Source organism: Streptomyces sp. 4N124, assembly GCF_052245395.1.
GTDB lineage: Bacteria > Actinomycetota > Actinomycetes > Streptomycetales > Streptomycetaceae > Streptomyces.
Genome location: NZ_JBQQBS010000005.1, coordinates 58,228 through 77,183, shown reverse-complemented (window position 1 = coordinate 77,183; position 18,956 = coordinate 58,228). Strand labels below are relative to the sequence as shown.

Genomic DNA, 18,956 nt, shown 5'->3' with positions numbered 1-18,956 from the left:
TGACCGGGCCTCAGACCAGTCCGGCTTCCTGGAGCATGGCCAGTGTCTCCTTGAGCGAGTCGAGCTCGCCGAGGTTGATCTCGGGCGCCTGGAGGGAGTCGAGCGCGGGCAGGCCCTGTGCCGGAGCGACGCCGGCGGCCAGCGGGTACTCCTTGGTCTCCTCGGCGAAGTACGTCTGGGCCTCCTCACCGAGCAGGAAGTCCGCCGCCTGCTGCGCGTAGTCGGCCTCCTTCTTGTCGGCGCCCTTCAGCAGGCCCACCCCGGCGACGTTGACCAGGCCGCCCGGGTCGCCATTGGGCAGGAAGTGGAGTTTGGCGGTGAGCTTGCCCTCGCCCTCCTCCGCGGCCTTCTCGTACCAGTAGTAGTGGTTGATCAGGCCGAGAGAGACCTCCCCGGAGTCCACGGCCTCAAGGATCTCGGTGTTCTTCTCGTACGCCTTCGGGGAGTTGGCCTTGAAGCCCTTCAGCCAGTCGCGGGTGGCGTCGTCGCCCTCCAGGACCCGCATGCCGGTGACGAACGCCTGGAAGGAGGCGTTGTTCGGCGCGAACCCGACGCGGCCCTTCCACTCCGGCTCGGTCAACGCCTGCACGCTGCCCGGGGGCGTGGGGACCTTGCCCGGGTGGTACGCGAGGACCCGGACCCGCCCGGAGACACCGACCCAGTCACCTTCGCCGCCCCGGTAGGCCGTGTCGACCTTGCCCAGCGTCGGCTGCGGAAGGGCCGTCAGCACGCCTTCCTTCGACAGGGCACCGAGGGCACCCGCGTCCTGCGAGAAGAACAGCCCGGCCTCGGTCTTGTCGCCCTCCTCCAGGATCTGGGCGGCCAGTTCGGCGCTGTCGCCGTAGCGCACCTCGACGTTGGCGTCGAGCTTCTTCTCCAGCTTCTCCAGCAGCGGTTCGACCAGGTCCTCGTTGCGACCGGAGTAGATGACCAGGTCGGCCGGCTCGTCGCTGCACGCCGCGAGGGCCGGGGCGAGCAGGCCGAGAGCGAGGAGCGGTACGGCGAGACGTCTGGCCGAGGGGCGTCGCATGGTGAAGCCTTCCTGACATGGCTCACCTCCGGGCCGGACAACGCGCCGTGGGGAAGGGGAGGGAGAGCGAGCGGGGAGCGGTGCCGCGAAGGAACCTGTGAATGCCCAATGAATAAGGTAAAGCTAACCTCATCGTCAAGAACGGCTTGATAACGGGTGTTGTCCAGCCTTCCGGACGCGCCCCTGTGAGCCCGCCATGCACTGCATGTGATGTTTCTGTGACTTTCCTTTGAGGTTAGGCATACCTAATACTTCGCCTGTGCTCACCCCCTCCGACCTGCTCCCAGGCGTTCCCGGCGCCACATCGCCGCTGTTCGCCAGACGTCTCGCCGCACACGGCGACCGCGTCGCCCTGCTGACGCCCGACGGCGAACTGACGTACGGCGAACTGGCCGAAAAGGTCGCTCAGATGGCCGCACGCCTGGGAGCCCGACGGCGGCTGGTGCTGCTCGCCGGCGCCAACACGGCCGACGCCCTCATCGCCTACCTCGCCGCCCTCGCGGCCGGCCACCCGGTCCTGCTGGTCCCCGGCGACAACGACGAAGCCGTGCAGTCCCTGACCGCCGCGTACGACCCGGACGTAGTGATCGGCGCCGACCCCTCAGGGAACTGGCGCCTGGACGAACGGCGGACCGCCTCCGCCCACGAACTCCACCCGGACCTCGCCCTGCTGCTGAGCACCTCCGGCTCCACCGGATCGCCCAAGCTGGTCCGGCTGTCGTACGAGAACCTGCAAGCCAACGCCGAGTCCATCGCCACGTACCTGGACATCCGCGAGGCAGACCGCGCCGCCACCACCCTGCCCATGCACTACTGCTACGGCCTGTCCGTCATCAACAGCCACCTGCTGAGCGGCGCCGGACTGATCCTCACCGACCGTTCCGTCGCCGACGACGGCTTCTGGGACCTCTTCCGCGCCGCACACGGCACCACCTTCGCCGCCGTCCCCTACACCTTCGACCTGCTGGACCGGACCGGCTTCGCCGACCTGCGCCTGCCCCACCTGCGCTGCATCACCCAGGCAGGCGGCCGGCTCGCCCCCGAACGGGTCGGCCACTACGCCGAGTTGGGCCGGCGCGACGGCTGGGACCTGTACGTGATGTACGGCCAGACCGAGGCCACCGCCCGCATGGCCTACCTCCCTCCACACCTCGCCGCCACGCACCCGGAGACGATCGGCGTCCCCATACCCGGCGGCTCCTTCCACCTGGAACCCCACCCGGACTGGCCGGGTGCGGACACCGGCGAACTGGTCTACGCGGGCCCCAACGTCATGCTCGGCTACGCCGAACACCCCACCGACCTGGCGCTGGGCCGCACGACCCAGGCTCTCCACACAGGCGACATCGCCCGTCGCACCCCGGACGGGCTGTACGAAATAGTCGGCCGCAGCAGCCGTTTCGCGAAGATCCTGGGCCTGCGGATCGCTCCGGAGCGCGTCGAGGGGCTGCTGCAGCGGCACGGCTTCAGCGCCCTCTGCGCCGGCGCCGACGACACACTGGTGGTCGCCGTGGCGGGCGGGAGCGACACCGACGCGAGCCGGGTGCGACGCCTCGTGACCGGTGAGTTCGGGCTCCCGCCCCGGGCAGTCGCCGTCCATGTCCTGCCCGAACTGCCCCGGCTGCCCACGGGCAAGCCCGACCATGAGGCCGTACGCGGACTCGGCGGCGCACCCACGCCGAGGCCGGATGAACAGCCGTCGGACCTGGTCCAGTTGTACGCCGACATCCTCGACCGCACGGACGTCACCGAGAACAGCAGCTTCGTGTCGCTGGGCGGCGACTCACTGTCGTATGTCGAGATGTCACTCAACTTGGAGCAGACGCTCGGCCATCTGCCACCCGACTGGCACACCAGATCCATACGCGACCTCCGCTCGCCGGAGCCCGCCGAGTCCGCACCGGGGAAGGGTTCACGCAGACGACGCACCCTGGAGACCGGCATCGCGCTGCGCGCCGCGGCCATCGTCATGATCGTCGGCTCGCACATCCACGTCTTCTATGTCAAGGGCGGCGCCCACCTGCTGCTGGCCGTCGCGGGCTACAACCTCGCCCGCTTCCACCTCACCCCCTCCGCCGAGCGCCGCGAACGGGTCCGGCACGGGCTGCGCAGCATCGCCCGTATCGTCCTGCCCAGCCTGGCCTGGATCGCCCTCGTCCTTCCGTTCACCGACGACTACGGCCTCACCAACCTCGTCCTGCTGCACAGCGTCCTCGGGCCGCACGACAGCGAGACGGCCATGCACTTCTGGTTCGTCGAGGCGCTCACCTACATCCTGGTGGCCGCCATCGCCCTGCTGAGCCTGCGCGTCGTGGACCGCGCCGAACGACGCTTCCCGTTCGCCCTCCCCATGACGATCGCGGCGCTGGGACTCCTCACCCGCTACGACCTCCTCGGCCTGCGCGACCGGTTCCACATCCCCTCGGCGGCCGTGGTCTTCTGGCTGTTCGCGCTGGGCTGGGCCGCCGCGAAGGCGGACACCACCCGGCAGCGGATGCTGGTGACCGCGGCGGCGGTGGCCACGATCCCCGGCTTCTTCCCCGGCGAGCCGTTCCGGGACGCTGTCATCGCGGCCGGCTTCGTGCTCCTGGTGTGGGTCCGCAGCCTGCCGAGCCTCGGGCGGGTCAACACCGTGGCGGGCGTGCTGGCGAGCAGCTCGCTGTACATCTACCTGACCCACTGGCAGATCTTCCCCCTGATCGACGACATCTCCGGATGGCTGGCACTGCTCGCCTCCCTCCTGTTCGGCATCGGATACGCCGCGGTGGCCAGGCGGGCGATGCGACGACTGTCGGGCCTGCGAGCGCGGCGCTGACGCCAAGTCACACAGGTATGCACCCATCTCATTGCCCCTCTTTATGAAAACGATTATCGTCTTGTTCGTGCCCGTGCGGGCATGAACATGACCCAGGGGGGTTTCTTTTGCGTACCCGCAGACGCCTGCTGACCGTCACCGGTATCGCCGCCGCCGCACTCGCCACGGCCGGCCTCAACTCATCCGCCTTCGCCGCCACCACGCTGAGCAGCGGCCACGTCGACGTCCTCGACGCCGAGTGGGACGGCTCCGACCTGCACCTGCACGTCCACGACGAGGAGACCGACACCGAGTACGAGCCCGCGGACGTCACGCTGGCCGTGCCCGCGGCGGCGAAGGTCGCCAACCCGGGCCACGGCTGGCTGGGATCGGGCAGCCAGATCTGGCTGCTGCCGGAGACCGAAGCCGCCGCCGACGCGGCCGGCGTGCTGTTCCCGGGCATCTCCGCCGAGCACCTGACCACGGGTGTGTTCGCCAACAACTCCATCAACTACCGCCTCGTCAGCGCCACCCGCAACGGCGCCACGACCGAGGACTTCAGCGTCTACTCCAGCGGCACCCGCTGGTACGACAGCAACACGGCCACCACCTCCTTCAAGTCCAGGAACTTCGCAGTCGGCTCCCACAACCACGCCAACTGGGCCTTCGAGGAAGCCGGTACCTACCAGCTCACCTTCAGGGTCCAGGGCACGGTGAACGGCGTGACCGAGTCGGCCACCGCGACCTACACCGTCGTCGTCAGCTCGTGATGCGGGCCCTGACGCGCGACAGACGTGCCTTCACCGGTGCGGCGCTCATCGTGGCCACCGGGGTGCTCCTGAGCGCGGCAGGGCTGGTCGCCGGCGGCAGCGGGGCAGCCCGCGCCGCCGGCGACGCCGTCGTGCTCGACGAGGGCGAACTCGACCTCACACCCCGACTGGTCGGCGGGAAGCTGGAGTTGCAGATCGACGACCGCGGCAGCGACTCCACCGTCGTACGGGAGCCGTCCGAGGTCGTGCTGCATGCCGGACCGGAGACCAAGGAAGACCTCATCGGCCCGGCCTATCCGATCCTGGGCGACACGCTGCTCTCCGCCTACTTCTTCAACGGCTGGGAGAACGCGGGGCAGATCTTCGCACCCGAACCGGGCTGGAACGGCACCGAGGCGGGCGCGGACACCGAGGTCCGCCTCGCCGGCTTCGAGGGGCCGGGGCGTTTCGCGATGTACACCTACACGCGCGAGATGGACAACAACGACGAGAGCCCGGTGCAGCACCTCAACAGCGGGGACAGCGCCCACAGCGCGTTCACCCTGGCCGAGGACGCGGAACGGGCCGTACCCACCTGGGGCTTCACCGAGGAAGGCGTCTACCGCCTGACCCTCACGGTCACCAGCGGCGGTTCCACCGACACCGAGACGCTGGCCGTGGTCGTCGGCGACGACATCGACCCGGACGACGTACTGCCCGGCGACGGCTCCACCCCGACGCCCACGGCGCCTCCCACGTCCACAAGCCCCCCGCCCTCGACGCCCACCGCACCGGCCGCTCACGTCATCGACAACGGCCACATCGATCTGGCCGCCCGCCCGGTGGACGGCGCGCTGCAGTTCCAGATCAAGGAGGGCACGGCCAACGCCCACGAGTGGCACGAGCCCGACGCAGTAGTCCTGCATGTGAAACCGGGCGCCCGCCGGAAGATCACTGAGGGGTACGAGTTCCTGGGCCCGGTCGGCGATCCGGTCTGGTGGCTGCCCATCCAGCAACTGGACGGTCTCGTCTGGCCCGGCTGGAGCACCGACCAGTTCAAGAGCTCCGAGATCGACGGCCGCGTCGCCTTCCGGCTCGACGCCGTTCAGGGCCCGGGTGCGCTGAGCATCTTCACGGAAGGCTCGGTCGGCTCGGTGATCATGCACGCCCACAGCGGGGACGGCCTGCCGGACACCTTCGACCTGTCCGTACCAACCCACCGCCACACCGTGTGGACCTTCGCGCAGGAAGGCGTCTACCGCACGACGTTCGCCGTCAGCGCCACACTCGCCGACGGCACGAAGGTCAGCGACACGGAGACCATCGCGTGGGTCGTCGGGGACGACGTGGACCCGTCGACCGTCACGCCGGGCACGGGTGACGAGCCGACGGCGACGCCCACGACCACCCCCTCGCAGTCGGCCTCCACGTCACCGACCGCGACCGCCTCCCCGTCGGCGTCCGCATCCGGCTCGGCGAGCGCCGCGCCCTCGGCGACGGACCCGGGCTCCGCCTCCTCCGGCACCGGCGGCAGTGCCTCGACCGGCGGCAGCGGCACCTCGACGACCGGCGGCCTCGCCTCCACCGGTGCGCAGGTCGCCGTGATCGGAGGCATCGCCGTGGCCGCCCTGCTGGTGGGCGGCGGCGCGGTGTTCGGCGTACGACGGCGCCGCAGCGCCCAGTGAAAGCTCCGCGTACGACGGACCGGCGCCCGCCTGGCAGCGACCCGGTCCGTCGTACCCGGCCCTACGTGTTCGAGACGTGTTCGACAGAAGGAGGAGCCCCATGCGGGGCCACCCCAGACGCACCACCGTCGCAGCCGCGCTGGTCGCGGCGAGCGCCCTGCTCTCCGGGTGCAGCGGGCTTCAAACCGGGTCGTCCGACGCGGAGTTGACCGTGTCGACGACCACCGCGATCATCGCCGACCTCGTGACGCGGGTCGGCGGCGACCGCGTCGACGTCACCTCGATCGTGCCGCACCACGGCGACCCGCACTCCTACGAGCCGAGCCCCGGCGACGCGGCCAAGGTCGCCAAGGCCGACGTCGTGTTCAGCAACGGTCTGCTGCTCGAAGAGCCCGGGATCATGAAGATGGTCCACACCAACGCCCGGAAGTCCGCCCCGAAGATCGAGATCGCCGAGAAGCTGGAGCAGCACGGCGGCACGGTCATGAAGCTGGAGGAGGACCTCGGTCTCGATGTGCTGTGGCTCGGCTGGGCCGTCGAGGGCGAGGTCGAGGGAGACGGTTCCCAAGTCCGTACGACCGCCACGAAGTTGGAGGGACCCGGCGAGCTGCGCGTCTACCTCACCGACACGCTCGGCAAGCCCAAGGTGTACGTCGACTCCGCCGACGGCCTCGACGACGCGGACTCGTTCGCCCTGCCGCCCGAGGCGCACACGCACGTCAACTGGGCGTTCAGCGAGCCCGGTACGTACCGGCTGACCGTCGAGGGGCGGACCGAGACGCTCGACGGGAAGAGCGCGGAGATCGGCAGCGGCACCTTCACCTTCACCGTCGGCGACGACGCCGAGGCGCCCGAGGGCGCGAAGGTGCTCGACGGCGGGCACGCCGACGTCGCGCTCAACGCCGAGACCGAGAAGGTGTACGTGCGCGCCGACGACGACAAGAGCGGCGAGCCGGCGCGGCTCGCGGCCGAGGACGTGGTGCTCAACGTGCCCGACCGGGCCAGGGAAACCGTGCCGAAGGAGGAGGCGTACGCCTTCCTCGGCGGGGCGGGCGACGAGCTGTGGGTGCTCCCGCAGGCCGTGATCGGCAAGCATGTGCACGGCGACCTGGACCCGCACGCCTGGGAGGACGTCGCAAACGCGGCGGCGTACGTCCGGCGGATCGAGGCCGAGCTGATCAAGGCCGACCCGGACGGGAAGGCGACGTACGAGAAGAACGCCGCCGCGTATCTGAAGACCCTCGGCGCCCTCGACGAGGAAGTTGCCGACAAGCTCGCCACCGTGCCGGAGAAGAACCGCAAGCTGATCACCACGCACGATGCCTTCGGATACCTCGCGAAGGCTTACGGCATGGAGATCGCGGGCTTCGTCGTGCCCCAGCCGAACCAGGAGCCGAGCGCGGCCGAGGTGGAGGAACTCGGCACCACCATCCGGGAGAAGCAGGTCCCGTCGGTGTTCCTGGAACCGAACCTCGCGGCGCGCGCCGACGTGCTGCGCCGGGTCGCCGAGGACGAGGGCGTCGGCGTCTGCACGATCTACGGCGACTCGTTCGACGACAAGATCGACGACTACGTATCGATGATGAGGCACAACGCGACCGAGCTCGCCAAGTGCCTGGGGGAGGACGCCTGATGAGGAGCGCGCGGAGAGTTCAACGGGTCGCCGTGGCGGTGGTCCTCGCGGCCACGCTGGCAGGGGGCGGGGTCGCCGTCGCGGACGACGGTATGGCAGCCGACAGCGGACTCGGCCGGATCGCCTACGGGGGCGGGGCGCTGACCCTGGATCCGGCGGACCGTGCCCATGTGATCGAGGTCGGCGGCGCGCGGGTGGCCGACGCGTCGGCGCCCGGGTGGGACACCACCGGTGTGCCCCAGGGCGCGGTCGTCGGGGACACGGTGCGGTGGTCGCTGACCGGGCTCGACGGTCCGGGTGACCTGAAGGTGTACGCGGGCGATGAGGGGGTGCCGCTGTTCGACAGTGCCGACGAACTGCCCGACGAGCGCGAGCTGCCGGTGGGCCAACAGGGGGACACCCGCTGGGAGTTCAGCGAAGACGGCACGTACCAGGTCATCTTCACCGCGGAGGCCATGGCGGCCGACGGGCGGAAGCTGTCCGTCGGGACCGTGTACACGGTGGTGGTCGGAGACACGCCGGACGGGGAGAACGGGGAGAACGGTGACACGGCCCCGGAGGCGCCGGTCGCCGAGGAGCCTCCCGCTGAGGAGGAGCAGACTCCGACGGCTGCCGCGAACGAGCGGCGCACCGCCCTGGCCGCCACCCCGGCTTCCGGCGGCGTCGCGTCCGACACGAAGGTCCTCGACGAGGGCCACATCGATTTCGCCGCCCGTGTTGTCGGAGGCAAACTGCAGATCCACGTCAAGGACGGCACGGTCTCGGGGAAGACCACCTGGCGCGAGCCCTCCTCCGTGGTCCTGCACGTCAAGCCCGCCGCCAAGAACACCCTGCCGGACAACGCGGAGTTCGCGTTCCTCGGCAAGGGCGGCGACCCGGTGTGGCTGCTCGATCAGGTGCAGCAGGACGGGCTGCTGTGGCCCGGCTGGTCCACGGACAACATCGCGGCGGGGGCGACCAAGGGAGGCGTGAAGTTCTCGCTCACCGCGGTCGAGGGCCCGGGGGCCTACGCGCTCTACACCTACGACGCGATGTCGGGCGCTGACGTCCTGTTCAACAGCAAGGACGGGGTGCCGGACGCGTTCGACGTGGCACAGAACACGCACGCGCACGGCGGCTGGGCGTTCACCAAGGAGGGGACGTACCGGCTGACCTTCAAGATGAGCGGCACGCTGGCGAACGGCACGAAGGTCTCGGACACGGAGACGGTGACGTTCGTGGTGGGCGACAGCGATCCCTCGGCGGTCAAGCCGGGCGACGGCTCGGGGAAGGGCACGTCGGGGAACTCGGGGAACTCGGGGACCTCTGGCTCCTCGGACTCGACGGGCACCGGGGCCTCCGGCACGGACTCCGCCTCCACGGGCGGCTCCTCGGCGGACGGCTCCGACGACGGCTCGATGGCCTCCACCGGCGCGGGCCAGGCGCTGCTGCTGGGAACCGCGGCCGCCGCGCTCACCGCCATGGGTGCCGCGTCCGTGCTGGCCGTCCGACGCAGGAGGACCGCACGTGGCTGACAGACCGGCCGACGGCGTGCCCGTCAGCCCGGGCTCGCTGCTACGGGTCGCGGGCGCCACCGTCGTACTCGGCGGGAGAGTTGCGCTGGAGCGGGCCGATCTGTCCGTCGGCGCGGGCGAGTTGGTCGGTCTCATCGGCCCGAACGGCGCGGGCAAGACGACGCTGCTGCGGGCCGTGCTCGGGCTGGTGCCGCTGGCCGGGGGAGAGGTGACCGTGGAGGGCCGGACCGGCCGCCGGGCCGGGCAGCGCATCGGGTACGTACCCCAACGGCACGAGTTCGCCTGGGACTTCCCCATCGACGTCGCCGGCGCCGTCCTCACCGGCCGCACCCGGCAGACGGGCTGGCTGCGGCGCCCGGGCGCGGCCGACCGGGCGGCCGTGGCCGAGGCACTGGAGCTGACCGGACTCACCGAGCTGCGCCGGCGCCCGGTCGGCGAGCTCTCCGGAGGCCAGCGGCAGCGGGTCCTGGTGGCCCGCGCCCTGGCCGCCGGACCGCGCATCCTCCTCCTCGACGAGCCGTTCACCGGCGTCGACGTCCCCACCCAGGACCTGCTGAACGAGCTGTTCGGCCGACTGGCAAGGGAAGGCAAAGCACTGCTGATGACCACCCACGACCTGGCAGCCGCCGCCCGCACCTGTCACCGGGTGGCGCTGATCAACCGCACGGTCCTGGCCGACGGCGGCCCCGAACTCCTCGCCGACCCCGACCAGATGCTGCGGGCGTTCGGCCTGGACCGCGCGATCGGAGCCGTAACGTGATCGAGTTCCTCACCGACCCCTGGCAACTGCCCTTCATGCAGCGGGCGTTCGCGGTCGCCGCGATCATCGGCCTGGTGTGCGGCGTCGTCGGGGTGTACGTCGTGCTGCGCGGCATGGCGTTCATCGGCGACGCGGTCGCCCACTCCGCGTTCCCGGGCGTCGCGCTCGCCTACGCCTTCGAGGGCAACCTCCTCCTCGGCGGCGCCGCGGCCGGCATCATCACGGCCGTCCTCATCGCCTTCGTCTCGCAGAACCGACGGCTGAAAGAGGACACCGTCATCGGCGTCTTCTTCGCCTTCGCCTTCGGACTGGGCATCGTCCTGGTGTCCACCCGCGACAGCTGGACGACAGACCTGTCCTCCTTCCTCTTCGGACAGGTCCTGGCGGTCAGCGCGTCCGACGTATGGACCGTGACCGCCATCGGGGCTCTCCTGATCCTCGTCGTCCTGGCGATCGGCAAGGAACTGGTCGCGGTCAGCCTGGACCGCGAGACGGCCCGCGCGGCGGGCCTGCCGGTGTTCCGCCTCGACCTGGCGCTCTACGTCGTCGTCACCACGACGATCGTGATGTCCCTGGAAGCGGTCGGCAACATCCTCGTCCTCGCCCTCCTCATCACCCCCGCCGCCACCGCCCGCATGCTCACCGACCGGCTGTGGGCCATGACCCTGCTGGCCTCGCTCATCGGCTGCGCCGGAAGCGTCGCGGGCCTGTACGTCTCGTACACCTACGACCTCGCCGCAGGCGGCTCCGTGGTCGTGGTCCTCACCGGCGTATTCATCCTCACCTGGTGCCTGGCCCCCCGCCACGGCCTGCTGGCAAAGCTCATCCGCCGCCCGGACCACGCCGCCTTCGCGCACACGGGACGGTGATGCCCGTACGGGCCGGGCCAGATCAGAGAGCCGGATCCGACGGCCCCACGATCGCCCGCAGCGCCGCGAGGTGCCCCTGGTAGGCATCCCGGCCCCGCCGGGTCAGTCGGAGCCACACGCGCTGCCGGGTGTCGCGGACGGCCTTGCGCTGCTCGACGTAGCCGGCGTCCATCAGCACGGTGACGTGCTTGCTCAGCGCGGAGGCGGAGAGGTCGAGTTGCTTTTGGACCAGGCCGAACTCCGCCTCGCCCGCGGTGTCCAGGAGGGCGCAGATACGCAGCCGGTTCGGGGCGTGGATGGTGGTGTCGAAACCCTTCAGAAGGTCGTGGTTCTCGGCGCTCACGCGGTCTTCCGGTGCAGACGGACGAAGGCAAGGTGGAAGCCGACGGACACGGCGGCACTGATCAGCGAGGCCGCGATCAGCCACACCGGCCATCCCGTGACGCGGAACGCGAACGCCGCCCCCACCAGCAGCACGGGCAGGCCGACCATGAGCGGCACGGTCGCCCGCTTCGGCAGCACGTCGAACCGCAGCGCCACCCCGGTCTTGGTGCGCCACGCCTTCGCCGCGACGACGAAGAGCGCCAGGTACAGCGCGGTGCTCGTCAGCATGACGGCCATCCAGGCGGGGCGCGGCAGCAGCCAGTCCGAGTCGGCCATGACGCCTCCGTAGGTGATCGGGAGCGCGGCGATGTAGAGCGTGAGCGTGATGAAGAACCAGTTCGGCCAGGGGGTGGCCGACAGTGCCGCGGCGGAGGCCCGGACGTGCTCGGTGTCCGCCAGGGCGGAACGGGCCTGCTCCGGCGTCAGCCGCACTCTGTCAGTTTCCATGACGGAAAGAGTAGCGGCTGGTTTCCAGTACGGAAAGGGGAGAGTTTCCGGTAGGGCAAGTGGCCGACTCGCCGGCCACGGAACGGCCAACTCCTCGATCAGACCGCCGAGATGCGTGCCGGACAGACCTCAGAAGGCGGGAAGGGACAGCGACGCCTGGCTCGCACATCGCTACTCGACAGGCTCGGCGATCAGCGCGGTGGCTACGCGGCGGAAGCCGAGCCGAGCGTAGATCCGGGCGACGTCGTCGTCGCCCGCAGACAGGAAGACGGTCTCGACACCTCGCGAGCGTGCGTCGGCTATCAGCGCCGCGGTGACCGCGAGCGCAAGACCACGGCGGCGCGCGGTCGGCAGGGTTCCCACCCCGACGATCTCGCTGACCGCCCCCACCGGCTGGTGCTGACCGGCGCACAGCGCCATTCCGTCGTCCACAGCGGCGGCGACGCAGGTCAGGCCGGCCAGGATGCGTGCCACCGTACGTTCCACCGACCCGTCATCGGTGCGGCCCCGCACCGCCTCGCCCAACTCCGCCAGGCCGGCTGTACCGACACCGGTTCCGGGATCGGCAAAAGCCAGGTGAGGGACGGCCAGCGCGCTCGGCAGCACGGGATCGCCGGGTCCCACAGTCCGCACCGCCACGCTGTCGGCCGCATCCGGCACAACGGGGGTCGGCACATCAGAGCCGAGCACCATCAAAGGGTGTTCGTGCACCACAAGCCCTGTCCGCTCAACTGCGGCCCGCAGTCCAGGTGTGGTCTCGGCAACCCATTCGAAACTCTCCGGAAGGCCCAACTCCCGCTGCCGGGAGCGCACCCGGGTCACATCCGCCGCACTCACCGGCCCGGACCACCCCAGAACCGGACGTGCGTAGAAGGGCCAGCCCTGCCCCTCCCGGATGAACAGCCTCAGCGGCCCCAAGTCCTCGACCCGAGCGCCGGAGCGGGGTACCGCGTCGTAGTACCGCTCAAGCCGGTCCAGCAGTTCACGACCACCATCAAGATCCACAGACGTCACGCCAAGCATCCAAGCACCAGCCCGCGAACCACGGCCACCGCATTACGCCCGGCCACGGCCGTCCTGGACGAAGGAGGGGCAAATGCTCTACGCCTGTGCTACTGACAGCCACACCCCGTCGCGCATGACGACCCTGCCGCGCAGCTCCGGTTCTCCGCGCCAGGCGCGCACCGTCCGCGGCGCCACACGCAGGTACAGAAAGGGCGCCTCTTCCGTACGCGGATCCCAGCCGAACTTGCCCGCGAACGCATCCGCGGCATCCTTCGGCGCCTCCCGCGAGGCAAAGCACTCCGCCTCCCCTTGCAGCAGCACCACATCGAAGGTATCCGGCAGCGCCAGCCGAACACGTGGCTCCTCGCGTACGTTGCGCGCGGTCGCGGAGCCCGCACCCGTACACATCCACACCGCCCGCCCGTCCCACAGGAACCACAGCGGCACCTGATGCGGGCCGTGTTCGGGGTGGGCCGTCGACACCCACATGTCGCGCTCCGCGCCGAGCCGTTCCAGGACGTCACGCCTGCGCTCTGCTGTGTCGCGACGAATGATCTCCGCAGGTTGCATGGGTGCCGACCTTAGCCAGGACGGTCACGGTGCGCATGGGGCGCAGGTCCTAGGGCCGACGGCGGATCGTCGCCCGGGTGCCCACCCCAAGGCCGCCGGCAGCCTTGGCGTGAGCGTCACCGTGGCGAGCAGAACGTGTCGCACCACGACGATGGTGACAGTGGGGGAGGGCGGCCGTGGCTTCGCCCTCGCCCTCGTCGTAGCCGTGCGGTTCCGGTGCGTCGGGCAGCTATTCAACCAATCGGTTGACAACGCCATCGGTTCGGCCGCATGATTATTCAACCGATTGGTTGAGGATGTGGGGTGCGAGATGGCCGACGACCGGCTGTCCCGGGTGTTCTCGGCGCTGGCCGACCCGACCCGGCGCGACATCGTGGCCAGGCTGGCCGGCGGGGATGCCACGGTCAACGAACTGGCCGAGCCGTACGACGTGACCGTGCAGGCCGTGTCGAAGCACATCAGGGTCCTGGAAGACGCCGGTCTGATCAGTCGCGGCAGGGACGCGCAGCGGCGGCCCTGCCGCCTTGAGGCAGAGGTCTTCGACCTGATGACGAGATGGATCGAGCGTTATCGGCGCGAGGCGGAGGACCGTTTCCGCCGTCTCGATGCCGTCCTCGAGCAGATGGAGGAACAGCCGGTGACGGGCACCCCGAGGAAGGACGCGGCGTCATGAGCACCACGAAGGCGAACCGCCGGCACGAGACGCAGATCGTGGCCGACCCGGCTCTGCCCACCATCCTCATCATCCGGGAGTTCGAGGCTTCGCCGGAGCGCGTGTTCCGGGCGTACACCGATCCTGACCTGGTCGTCCAGTGGCTCGGCCCGCGTCGGCTCACCATGCGGATCGACGAGTACGACGCGCGCAGCGGTGGGTCGTACCGCTATGTGCATCGCGAAGCCGACGGGACGGAGTACGGCTTCCGCGGCGTGTTCCACGAGGTACGCCTCAACGAGCGCATCGTGCAGACCTTCGCCTTCGACGGCTTCCCCGACGGCGTCAGCCTGGAGACCACCACCTTCGAGGATCTCGGCGGTCGCACCCGGGTCACCATCAAATCCCTCATGGACTCCATCGAAGCCCGCGACTCGATGATCAAGAGCGGCATGCAACGCGGCGTCCGGGAAGGCCACGAGCGGCTTGACGAGCTGCTCGGTGGCCGCCAGAGCAACGCTGACCGACGTACCGAAACGGAAGGCTTGAGACCATGACAAGCGCAGCCGATGACCACCGCACCGTCGCAGGGGTATTCACGGACCGCGTGCGCGCAGTGCGTCCCGGGGCATGGGACAACCCGGCGCCGTGCGAGGGGTGGGTCGCCCGGGATGTGGTGCGCCACCTTGTCGAGTGGTTCCCGGACTTCCTGAAGGCCGGCGCCGGAGTCGAGCTCCCGAAAGGGCCGTCGGTGGACGACGACCCGGTGGCGGCCTGGACGGTGCACAGCGACGGCGTGCAGGCCCTCCTCGATGATCCGGCCACACCACGGCGGACGCTGTCGAACCCGCACATCGGAGACGTCCCGCTGGACCAGGCGGTCGACCGGTTCTACACAGCCGACGTCTTCATGCACACCTGGGACCTGGCACGGGCCACCGGCCAGGAAGAGCGCCTCGACCCCGACAGATGCGCCCAGTTGCTCGACGGGATGCTCCCGCTCGACGAGGTCCTCCGCAACAGCGGGCAGTACGGACCACGCGTCGAGGTACCCGATAGCGCCGACGTACAGACTCGTTTGCTCGCCTTCATCGGCCGCAAGCCCTGAGTGGGTCTGCCTGCGGCCCAAAGGGCGGGTGGTGGAACGGAGTTGCGCGTGGGCGATCCGGACGGGGCGCGCTGCTGGCCCAGGCCGCCGTAGGCGATCCATCGGGCCAGGGTGACGACTATGGAGGCACCGACTCCCGCGCGCGAAGGCGCTTTCAAGCAACCGGGGCGGAAATCCCTGCTCCCTGCCGGGCTCGGTGGATCCCTGGCGTCCGACCACCAGACCGTATGCGTTTTGGCATGCACGCAAAAACTCCCGACCTGTATTGCTGCAGGTCAGGAGATTTTCCCGGAGTGCCCCCGGCAGGATTCGAACCTGCGCACACGGCTCCGGAGGCCGTTGCTCTATCCCCTGAGCTACGGGGGCGTGTCGGGCGCGTTGCGCGGCGACGGGTAGAACCCTACCAGCTCCTTCGGGGTGTTCATGAACGATTTCCGTGGGGGCAGGACGTCGCCCGCACGGGGTGGAAGTGGGGAAAACCCGGACGCGGTGGCCGGTCCGGACCTACTCTCGAGTTGTGCCAGGCGCGTCGGGCCGGGTGCTTGTTGTCGACGACAACAAGGTCATCCGGCAGCTGATCAGGGTCAATCTCGAGCTGGAGGGCATCGAGGTCGTGACCGCGGCCGACGGTGCCGAGTGTCTGGATGTCATTCATCAGGTGCGGCCCGATGTGGTCACCCTGGATGTCGTCATGCCGCGACTCGACGGGCTGCGGACCGCTGCCCGGCTGCGTGCCGATCCGCGGACCCGTGAGCTGCCGCTGGCCATCGTCAGCGCCTGTACACAGTACGAGGTCGACGGCGGCCTCGACATCGGCGTCGACGCCTTTCTCGCCAAACCCTTCGAACCCGCCGAACTCGTGGCGCTCGTACGTCAGTTGATCGAGCGGAAGCGGAGCGGGCGAGCGCAGGGGGAGGACGGGCCCCTGTTCGGGAACGTTCTCGGTATGGGAGAGGCCGAGCGGGCCGGGCGGGCCGGCGGCTGATCGAAGAGGCGGGGGCGGCAGGTGTGGCTCCCCACCTCCGTCCCACCTCCGTCCCAGCTCCGGCCAACTCTGTCCCCGCCTCCGTCCCAACTCAGGGCCAATTCTGTCCCGCCCCCGCCCCACCCCCGTCCACATCCCGGACCCTCCCCAAACCGCCTCGCCTACCCACCCCCCTCCTCCCATACGCTTGTCCCGTGACCCCCGTCGAGCTCTCCCGCACCGTGCTGCGCGCGGTGCGTCGTGCTGTCGATGAGGGGGAGCTGAGCGTGACCGTGCCGAAGCGGGCTGTCGTGACGGCTCCCGGGGCCGGTGGCTGTGGTGACTACGCCACCAACGTCGCCCTTCAGCTCGCCCGCCCGGCCGGGCAGCCGCCGCTGCGTGTCGCCGAGATCCTTCGGGCGTATCTCATGGATGCGGCTGCCGTCTCCGATGTCGTCGTCACCGGGCCGGGGTTCCTCAACATCAGCCTGCTCAGTGCCGCTCCCGTGGCCCTCGTCGAGGAGATCCTGCGGCGTGGGCAGCGGTACGGACATGCCGGCGGGCCTGACCATCAGCCGCTCCTGCCGCTGCACGCCCCGCACGAGGTCCGTGCCGTCGTCGTCATGGACGCCACCGCCCGCATCCTCCGTTCGCAGGGTGCCGTCGTGCGCACAAGCTGCGAGGCCCGTCCCGAGCCCGGGTGGACCGACATCCTCGGCGTACGCGTCGACGGTGTGGGCGGCCCGGCGTCGCCGGCCTACTTCGTGCGCCCGGTTCCTGCCCCCGCCGACCCCCTCCCGCTCGGCCGCGACGCCGCCCGCTGGGCGCTGCTGCACCCCGCCGCCCACGACCGGCCCCGGATCACTGACGAGCATCTGGTCCAGCGTGAGGGCAACCCCCTCTTCCGTGTCCGTTACGCGCACGCCCGCACCCGGGCGCTCAGCCGCAACGCCGCCGACCTCGGATTCAGCGCTGAACCCGGGCCGACCCCCGACGCCACCCGCCTCCTCAGCACGCTCGCGGACCACCCCCGCATCCTCGCCGCAGCCGCCGAGGAGCGCGCCCCCGACCGTCTCGCCCGGCACCTCGTCACCGTCGCCGATGCCGCCCTCGCCCTTGTGCCCACCGTGCTGCCGATCGGCGAGGAGAAACCCTCGGCCGCCCACCGTGCCCGGCTCGCGCTTGCCGAAGCCGCCGGGGCGGTGCTGGCCGGCGGCCTGTCCCTGCTCGGTATCGACGCACCCGACCACCTCTGAAAGAACACGCGACATGAGCCGTTCCGCACACCCCGCCGGGCCCCGTCACGCCGACGTCCTCCCCGAGGGCCACTACGCCGCGCCGCCCACGGACCTCAACGCCCTCGACTCCAAGGTGTGGGCACAGACCGTCGGACGTAACGACGAAGGCACCGTCACCGTCGGCGGTATCGACGTGAAGACCCTCGCCGAACAGCACGGCACCCCCGCCTACATCCTCGACGAGGCCGACTTCCGTGCACGCGCGCGTGCCTGGCGTACCGCCTTCGGCCACGACGCCGACGTCTTCTACGCCGGCAAGGCCTTCCTCTCGCGGGCCGTCGTGCGCTGGCTGCACGAGGAGGGGCTCAACCTCGACGTCTGCTCCGGCGGCGAGCTCGCCACCGCTCTCTCCGCCGGCATGCCCGCCGACCGCATCGCCTTCCACGGCAACAACAAGTCCACGGACGAGATCCACCGGGCCATCGAGGCGGGCGTCGGCCGTATCGTCCTCGACTCCTTCCAGGAGATCGTCCGCGTCGCCCACATCGCGCAGGAACTCGGCAAGCGGCAGCGCGTGCAGATCCGTATCACCGTCGGCGTGGAAGCACATACGCACGAGTTCATCGCCACCGCTCATGAGGACCAGAAGTTCGGGATTCCGCTCGCGGGCGGGCAGGCAGCCGAGGCCGTACGGCGTGCCCTTCAGCTCGACGGGCTCGAACTCATCGGGATTCACAGCCACATCGGGTCGCAGATCTTCGACACGTCCGGCTTCGAGGTCGCCGCACACCGGGTCGTGGGCCTGCTCAAGGACATCCGTGACGAGCACGGCGTCGAGCTGCCCGAGATCGATCTCGGGGGTGGGCTCGGTATCGCGTACACGAGTGACGACGATCCCCGGGAACCCCACGAGATCGCCAAGGCGCTGACCGAGATCGTCACCCGTGAGTGCGAGGCCGCCCGCCTCAGCACCCCCCGTATCTCCGTCGAGCCGGGGCGGGCCATCGTCGGGCCCACCGCCTTCACGCTCTACGAAGTCGGCACCATCAAGCCCCTGGACGGGCTGCGTACGTACGTCTCCGTCGACGGCGGTATGTCCGACAACATCCGCACGGCCCTGTACGACGCCGAGTACAGCGTCGCCCTGGTCTCCCGGACGAGCGACGCCGCGCCCATGCTCGCCCGCGTCGTCGGCAAGCACTGCGAGAGCGGCGACATCGTCGTGAAGGACGCGTTCCTGCCGTCCGACCTGGCACCGGGTGACCTGATCGCGGTCCCCGCCACCGGCGCGTACTGCCGTTCCATGGCCAGCAATTACAACCACGTGCTCCGTCCGCCGGTCGTCGCCGTGCAGGACGGCGAGGCCCGGGTGATCGTCCGCCGTGAGACGGAGGAGGACCTCCTGCGTCTCGATGTCGGCTGAGCAGCGGAGAGCCGGGGGCGGAAGATCTCCTGTGATCCGCCCCTGGAAAAATGAAATAGACGTCTCAGGATCCGGACTGTGGATAGAAACTCCATTCCGGTGAGTGAGACTGGTCCCACCGAAGACGGTAA

18 protein-coding genes and 1 tRNA gene are annotated in these 18,956 nt (G+C 70.0%); 13 read left to right on the top strand and 6 right to left on the bottom strand.

Annotation, left to right across the window (positions count from 1 at the left end; genetic code table 11):
* Positions 1–10 precede the first annotated feature (10 nt).
* Positions 11–1,030, bottom strand: a complete 1,020-nt coding sequence (locus tag ACTWQO_RS06755) for an iron ABC transporter substrate-binding protein (RefSeq protein WP_443236297.1) — start codon at positions 1,028–1,030, stop codon at positions 11–13.
* Between the two features lie 259 nt (positions 1,031–1,289).
* Here ACTWQO_RS06755 and ACTWQO_RS06750 point away from each other — a divergent pair, with 259 nt between their 5' ends.
* From ACTWQO_RS06750 to ACTWQO_RS06720, 7 genes are all read left to right on the top strand, one after another.
* Positions 1,290–3,845, top strand: a complete 2,556-nt coding sequence (locus ACTWQO_RS06750; protein WP_443236296.1) for an AMP-binding protein — start codon at positions 1,290–1,292, stop codon at positions 3,843–3,845.
* Between the two features lie 107 nt (positions 3,846–3,952).
* The gene (locus ACTWQO_RS06745) at positions 3,953–4,594 is read left to right on the top strand and encodes a choice-of-anchor M domain-containing protein (protein WP_443236295.1); all 642 of its coding nucleotides are present in this window, start codon (positions 3,953–3,955) and stop codon (positions 4,592–4,594) included.
* On the top strand, positions 4,594–6,258 hold the full coding sequence (locus tag ACTWQO_RS06740) for a choice-of-anchor M domain-containing protein (protein WP_443236450.1): 1,665 nt from the start codon (positions 4,594–4,596) through the stop codon (positions 6,256–6,258). Before ACTWQO_RS06745 ends, ACTWQO_RS06740 begins: the two co-directional genes overlap by 1 nt.
* 100 nt (positions 6,259–6,358) lie before the next feature.
* Positions 6,359–7,891, top strand: coding sequence for an anchored repeat ABC transporter, substrate-binding protein (locus tag ACTWQO_RS06735; protein ID WP_443236294.1), 1,533 nt, complete (start codon positions 6,359–6,361; stop codon positions 7,889–7,891).
* A complete protein-coding gene (locus ACTWQO_RS06730) occupies positions 7,891–9,405 on the top strand; it encodes a TIGR03773 family transporter-associated surface protein (protein WP_443236293.1) in 1,515 nt (504 codons plus the stop codon). The genes ACTWQO_RS06735 and ACTWQO_RS06730 overlap by 1 nt, the downstream gene beginning before the upstream one ends.
* The gene (locus tag ACTWQO_RS06725; RefSeq protein WP_443236292.1) at positions 9,398–10,165 is read left to right on the top strand and encodes an anchored repeat-type ABC transporter ATP-binding subunit; all 768 of its coding nucleotides are present in this window, start codon (positions 9,398–9,400) and stop codon (positions 10,163–10,165) included. Before ACTWQO_RS06730 ends, ACTWQO_RS06725 begins: the two co-directional genes overlap by 8 nt.
* The gene (locus ACTWQO_RS06720) at positions 10,162–11,034 is read left to right on the top strand and encodes an anchored repeat-type ABC transporter permease subunit (RefSeq protein ID WP_443236291.1); all 873 of its coding nucleotides are present in this window, start codon (positions 10,162–10,164) and stop codon (positions 11,032–11,034) included. Before ACTWQO_RS06725 ends, ACTWQO_RS06720 begins: the two co-directional genes overlap by 4 nt.
* A 22-nt stretch (positions 11,035–11,056) precedes the next feature.
* Here ACTWQO_RS06720 and ACTWQO_RS06715 read toward each other — a convergent pair whose 3' ends face one another.
* The 4 genes from ACTWQO_RS06715 to ACTWQO_RS06700 form a co-directional block, all read right to left on the bottom strand.
* Positions 11,057–11,377 (bottom strand): transcriptional regulator, encoded by a 321-nt coding sequence (locus ACTWQO_RS06715; RefSeq protein ID WP_443236290.1) that lies wholly within the window; start codon positions 11,375–11,377, stop codon positions 11,057–11,059.
* Complete coding sequence (locus ACTWQO_RS06710; RefSeq protein ID WP_443236289.1) at positions 11,374–11,865, bottom strand: hypothetical protein; 492 nt, start codon at positions 11,863–11,865, stop codon at positions 11,374–11,376. Before ACTWQO_RS06710 ends, ACTWQO_RS06715 begins: the two co-directional genes overlap by 4 nt.
* Before the next feature lie 171 nt (positions 11,866–12,036).
* Positions 12,037–12,888: a GNAT family N-acetyltransferase gene (locus ACTWQO_RS06705; RefSeq protein ID WP_443236288.1), complete on the bottom strand. Its 852-nt coding sequence runs from the start codon at positions 12,886–12,888 to the stop codon at positions 12,037–12,039.
* A 78-nt stretch (positions 12,889–12,966) separates the two neighbouring features.
* Positions 12,967–13,440 carry a pyridoxamine 5'-phosphate oxidase family protein gene (locus ACTWQO_RS06700; RefSeq protein WP_443236287.1) on the bottom strand — a complete coding sequence of 158 codons (474 nt, stop codon included), beginning with the start codon at positions 13,438–13,440 and terminating at the stop codon, positions 12,967–12,969.
* A gap of 310 nt (positions 13,441–13,750) precedes the next feature.
* Between ACTWQO_RS06700 and ACTWQO_RS06695 the strand changes: the two genes are divergently transcribed.
* From ACTWQO_RS06695 to ACTWQO_RS06685, 3 genes are read left to right on the top strand one after another with little or no spacing between them, the layout of a single operon-like run.
* The gene (locus ACTWQO_RS06695) at positions 13,751–14,113 is read left to right on the top strand and encodes an ArsR/SmtB family transcription factor (protein ID WP_443236286.1); all 363 of its coding nucleotides are present in this window, start codon (positions 13,751–13,753) and stop codon (positions 14,111–14,113) included.
* Positions 14,110–14,649, top strand: coding sequence for an SRPBCC family protein (locus ACTWQO_RS06690; protein ID WP_443236285.1), 540 nt, complete (start codon positions 14,110–14,112; stop codon positions 14,647–14,649). The genes ACTWQO_RS06695 and ACTWQO_RS06690 overlap by 4 nt, the downstream gene beginning before the upstream one ends.
* Positions 14,646–15,200 carry a TIGR03086 family metal-binding protein gene (locus ACTWQO_RS06685; protein ID WP_443236284.1) on the top strand — a complete coding sequence of 185 codons (555 nt, stop codon included), beginning with the start codon at positions 14,646–14,648 and terminating at the stop codon, positions 15,198–15,200. The genes ACTWQO_RS06690 and ACTWQO_RS06685 overlap by 4 nt, the downstream gene beginning before the upstream one ends.
* Before the next feature lie 294 nt (positions 15,201–15,494).
* Here the strand turns inward: ACTWQO_RS06685 and ACTWQO_RS06680 are convergent.
* Positions 15,495–15,566 (bottom strand) — tRNA-Arg (locus ACTWQO_RS06680).
* Between the two features lie 103 nt (positions 15,567–15,669).
* Here ACTWQO_RS06680 and ACTWQO_RS06675 point away from each other — a divergent pair.
* The 3 genes from ACTWQO_RS06675 to lysA all read left to right on the top strand — a co-directional run bounded on the left by ACTWQO_RS06675 (position 15,670) and on the right by lysA (position 18,825).
* Positions 15,670–16,185 (top strand): response regulator, encoded by a 516-nt coding sequence (locus ACTWQO_RS06675; RefSeq protein ID WP_443236283.1) that lies wholly within the window; start codon positions 15,670–15,672, stop codon positions 16,183–16,185.
* Between the two features lie 194 nt (positions 16,186–16,379).
* A complete protein-coding gene (nrtL, locus tag ACTWQO_RS06670; RefSeq protein WP_443236282.1) occupies positions 16,380–17,420 on the top strand; it encodes an ArgS-related anticodon-binding protein NrtL in 1,041 nt (346 codons plus the stop codon).
* Positions 17,421–17,433: 13 nt separating this feature from the next.
* Complete coding sequence (lysA, locus tag ACTWQO_RS06665) at positions 17,434–18,825, top strand: diaminopimelate decarboxylase (protein WP_443236281.1); 1,392 nt, start codon at positions 17,434–17,436, stop codon at positions 18,823–18,825.
* Positions 18,826–18,956: the final 131 nt, after the last annotated feature.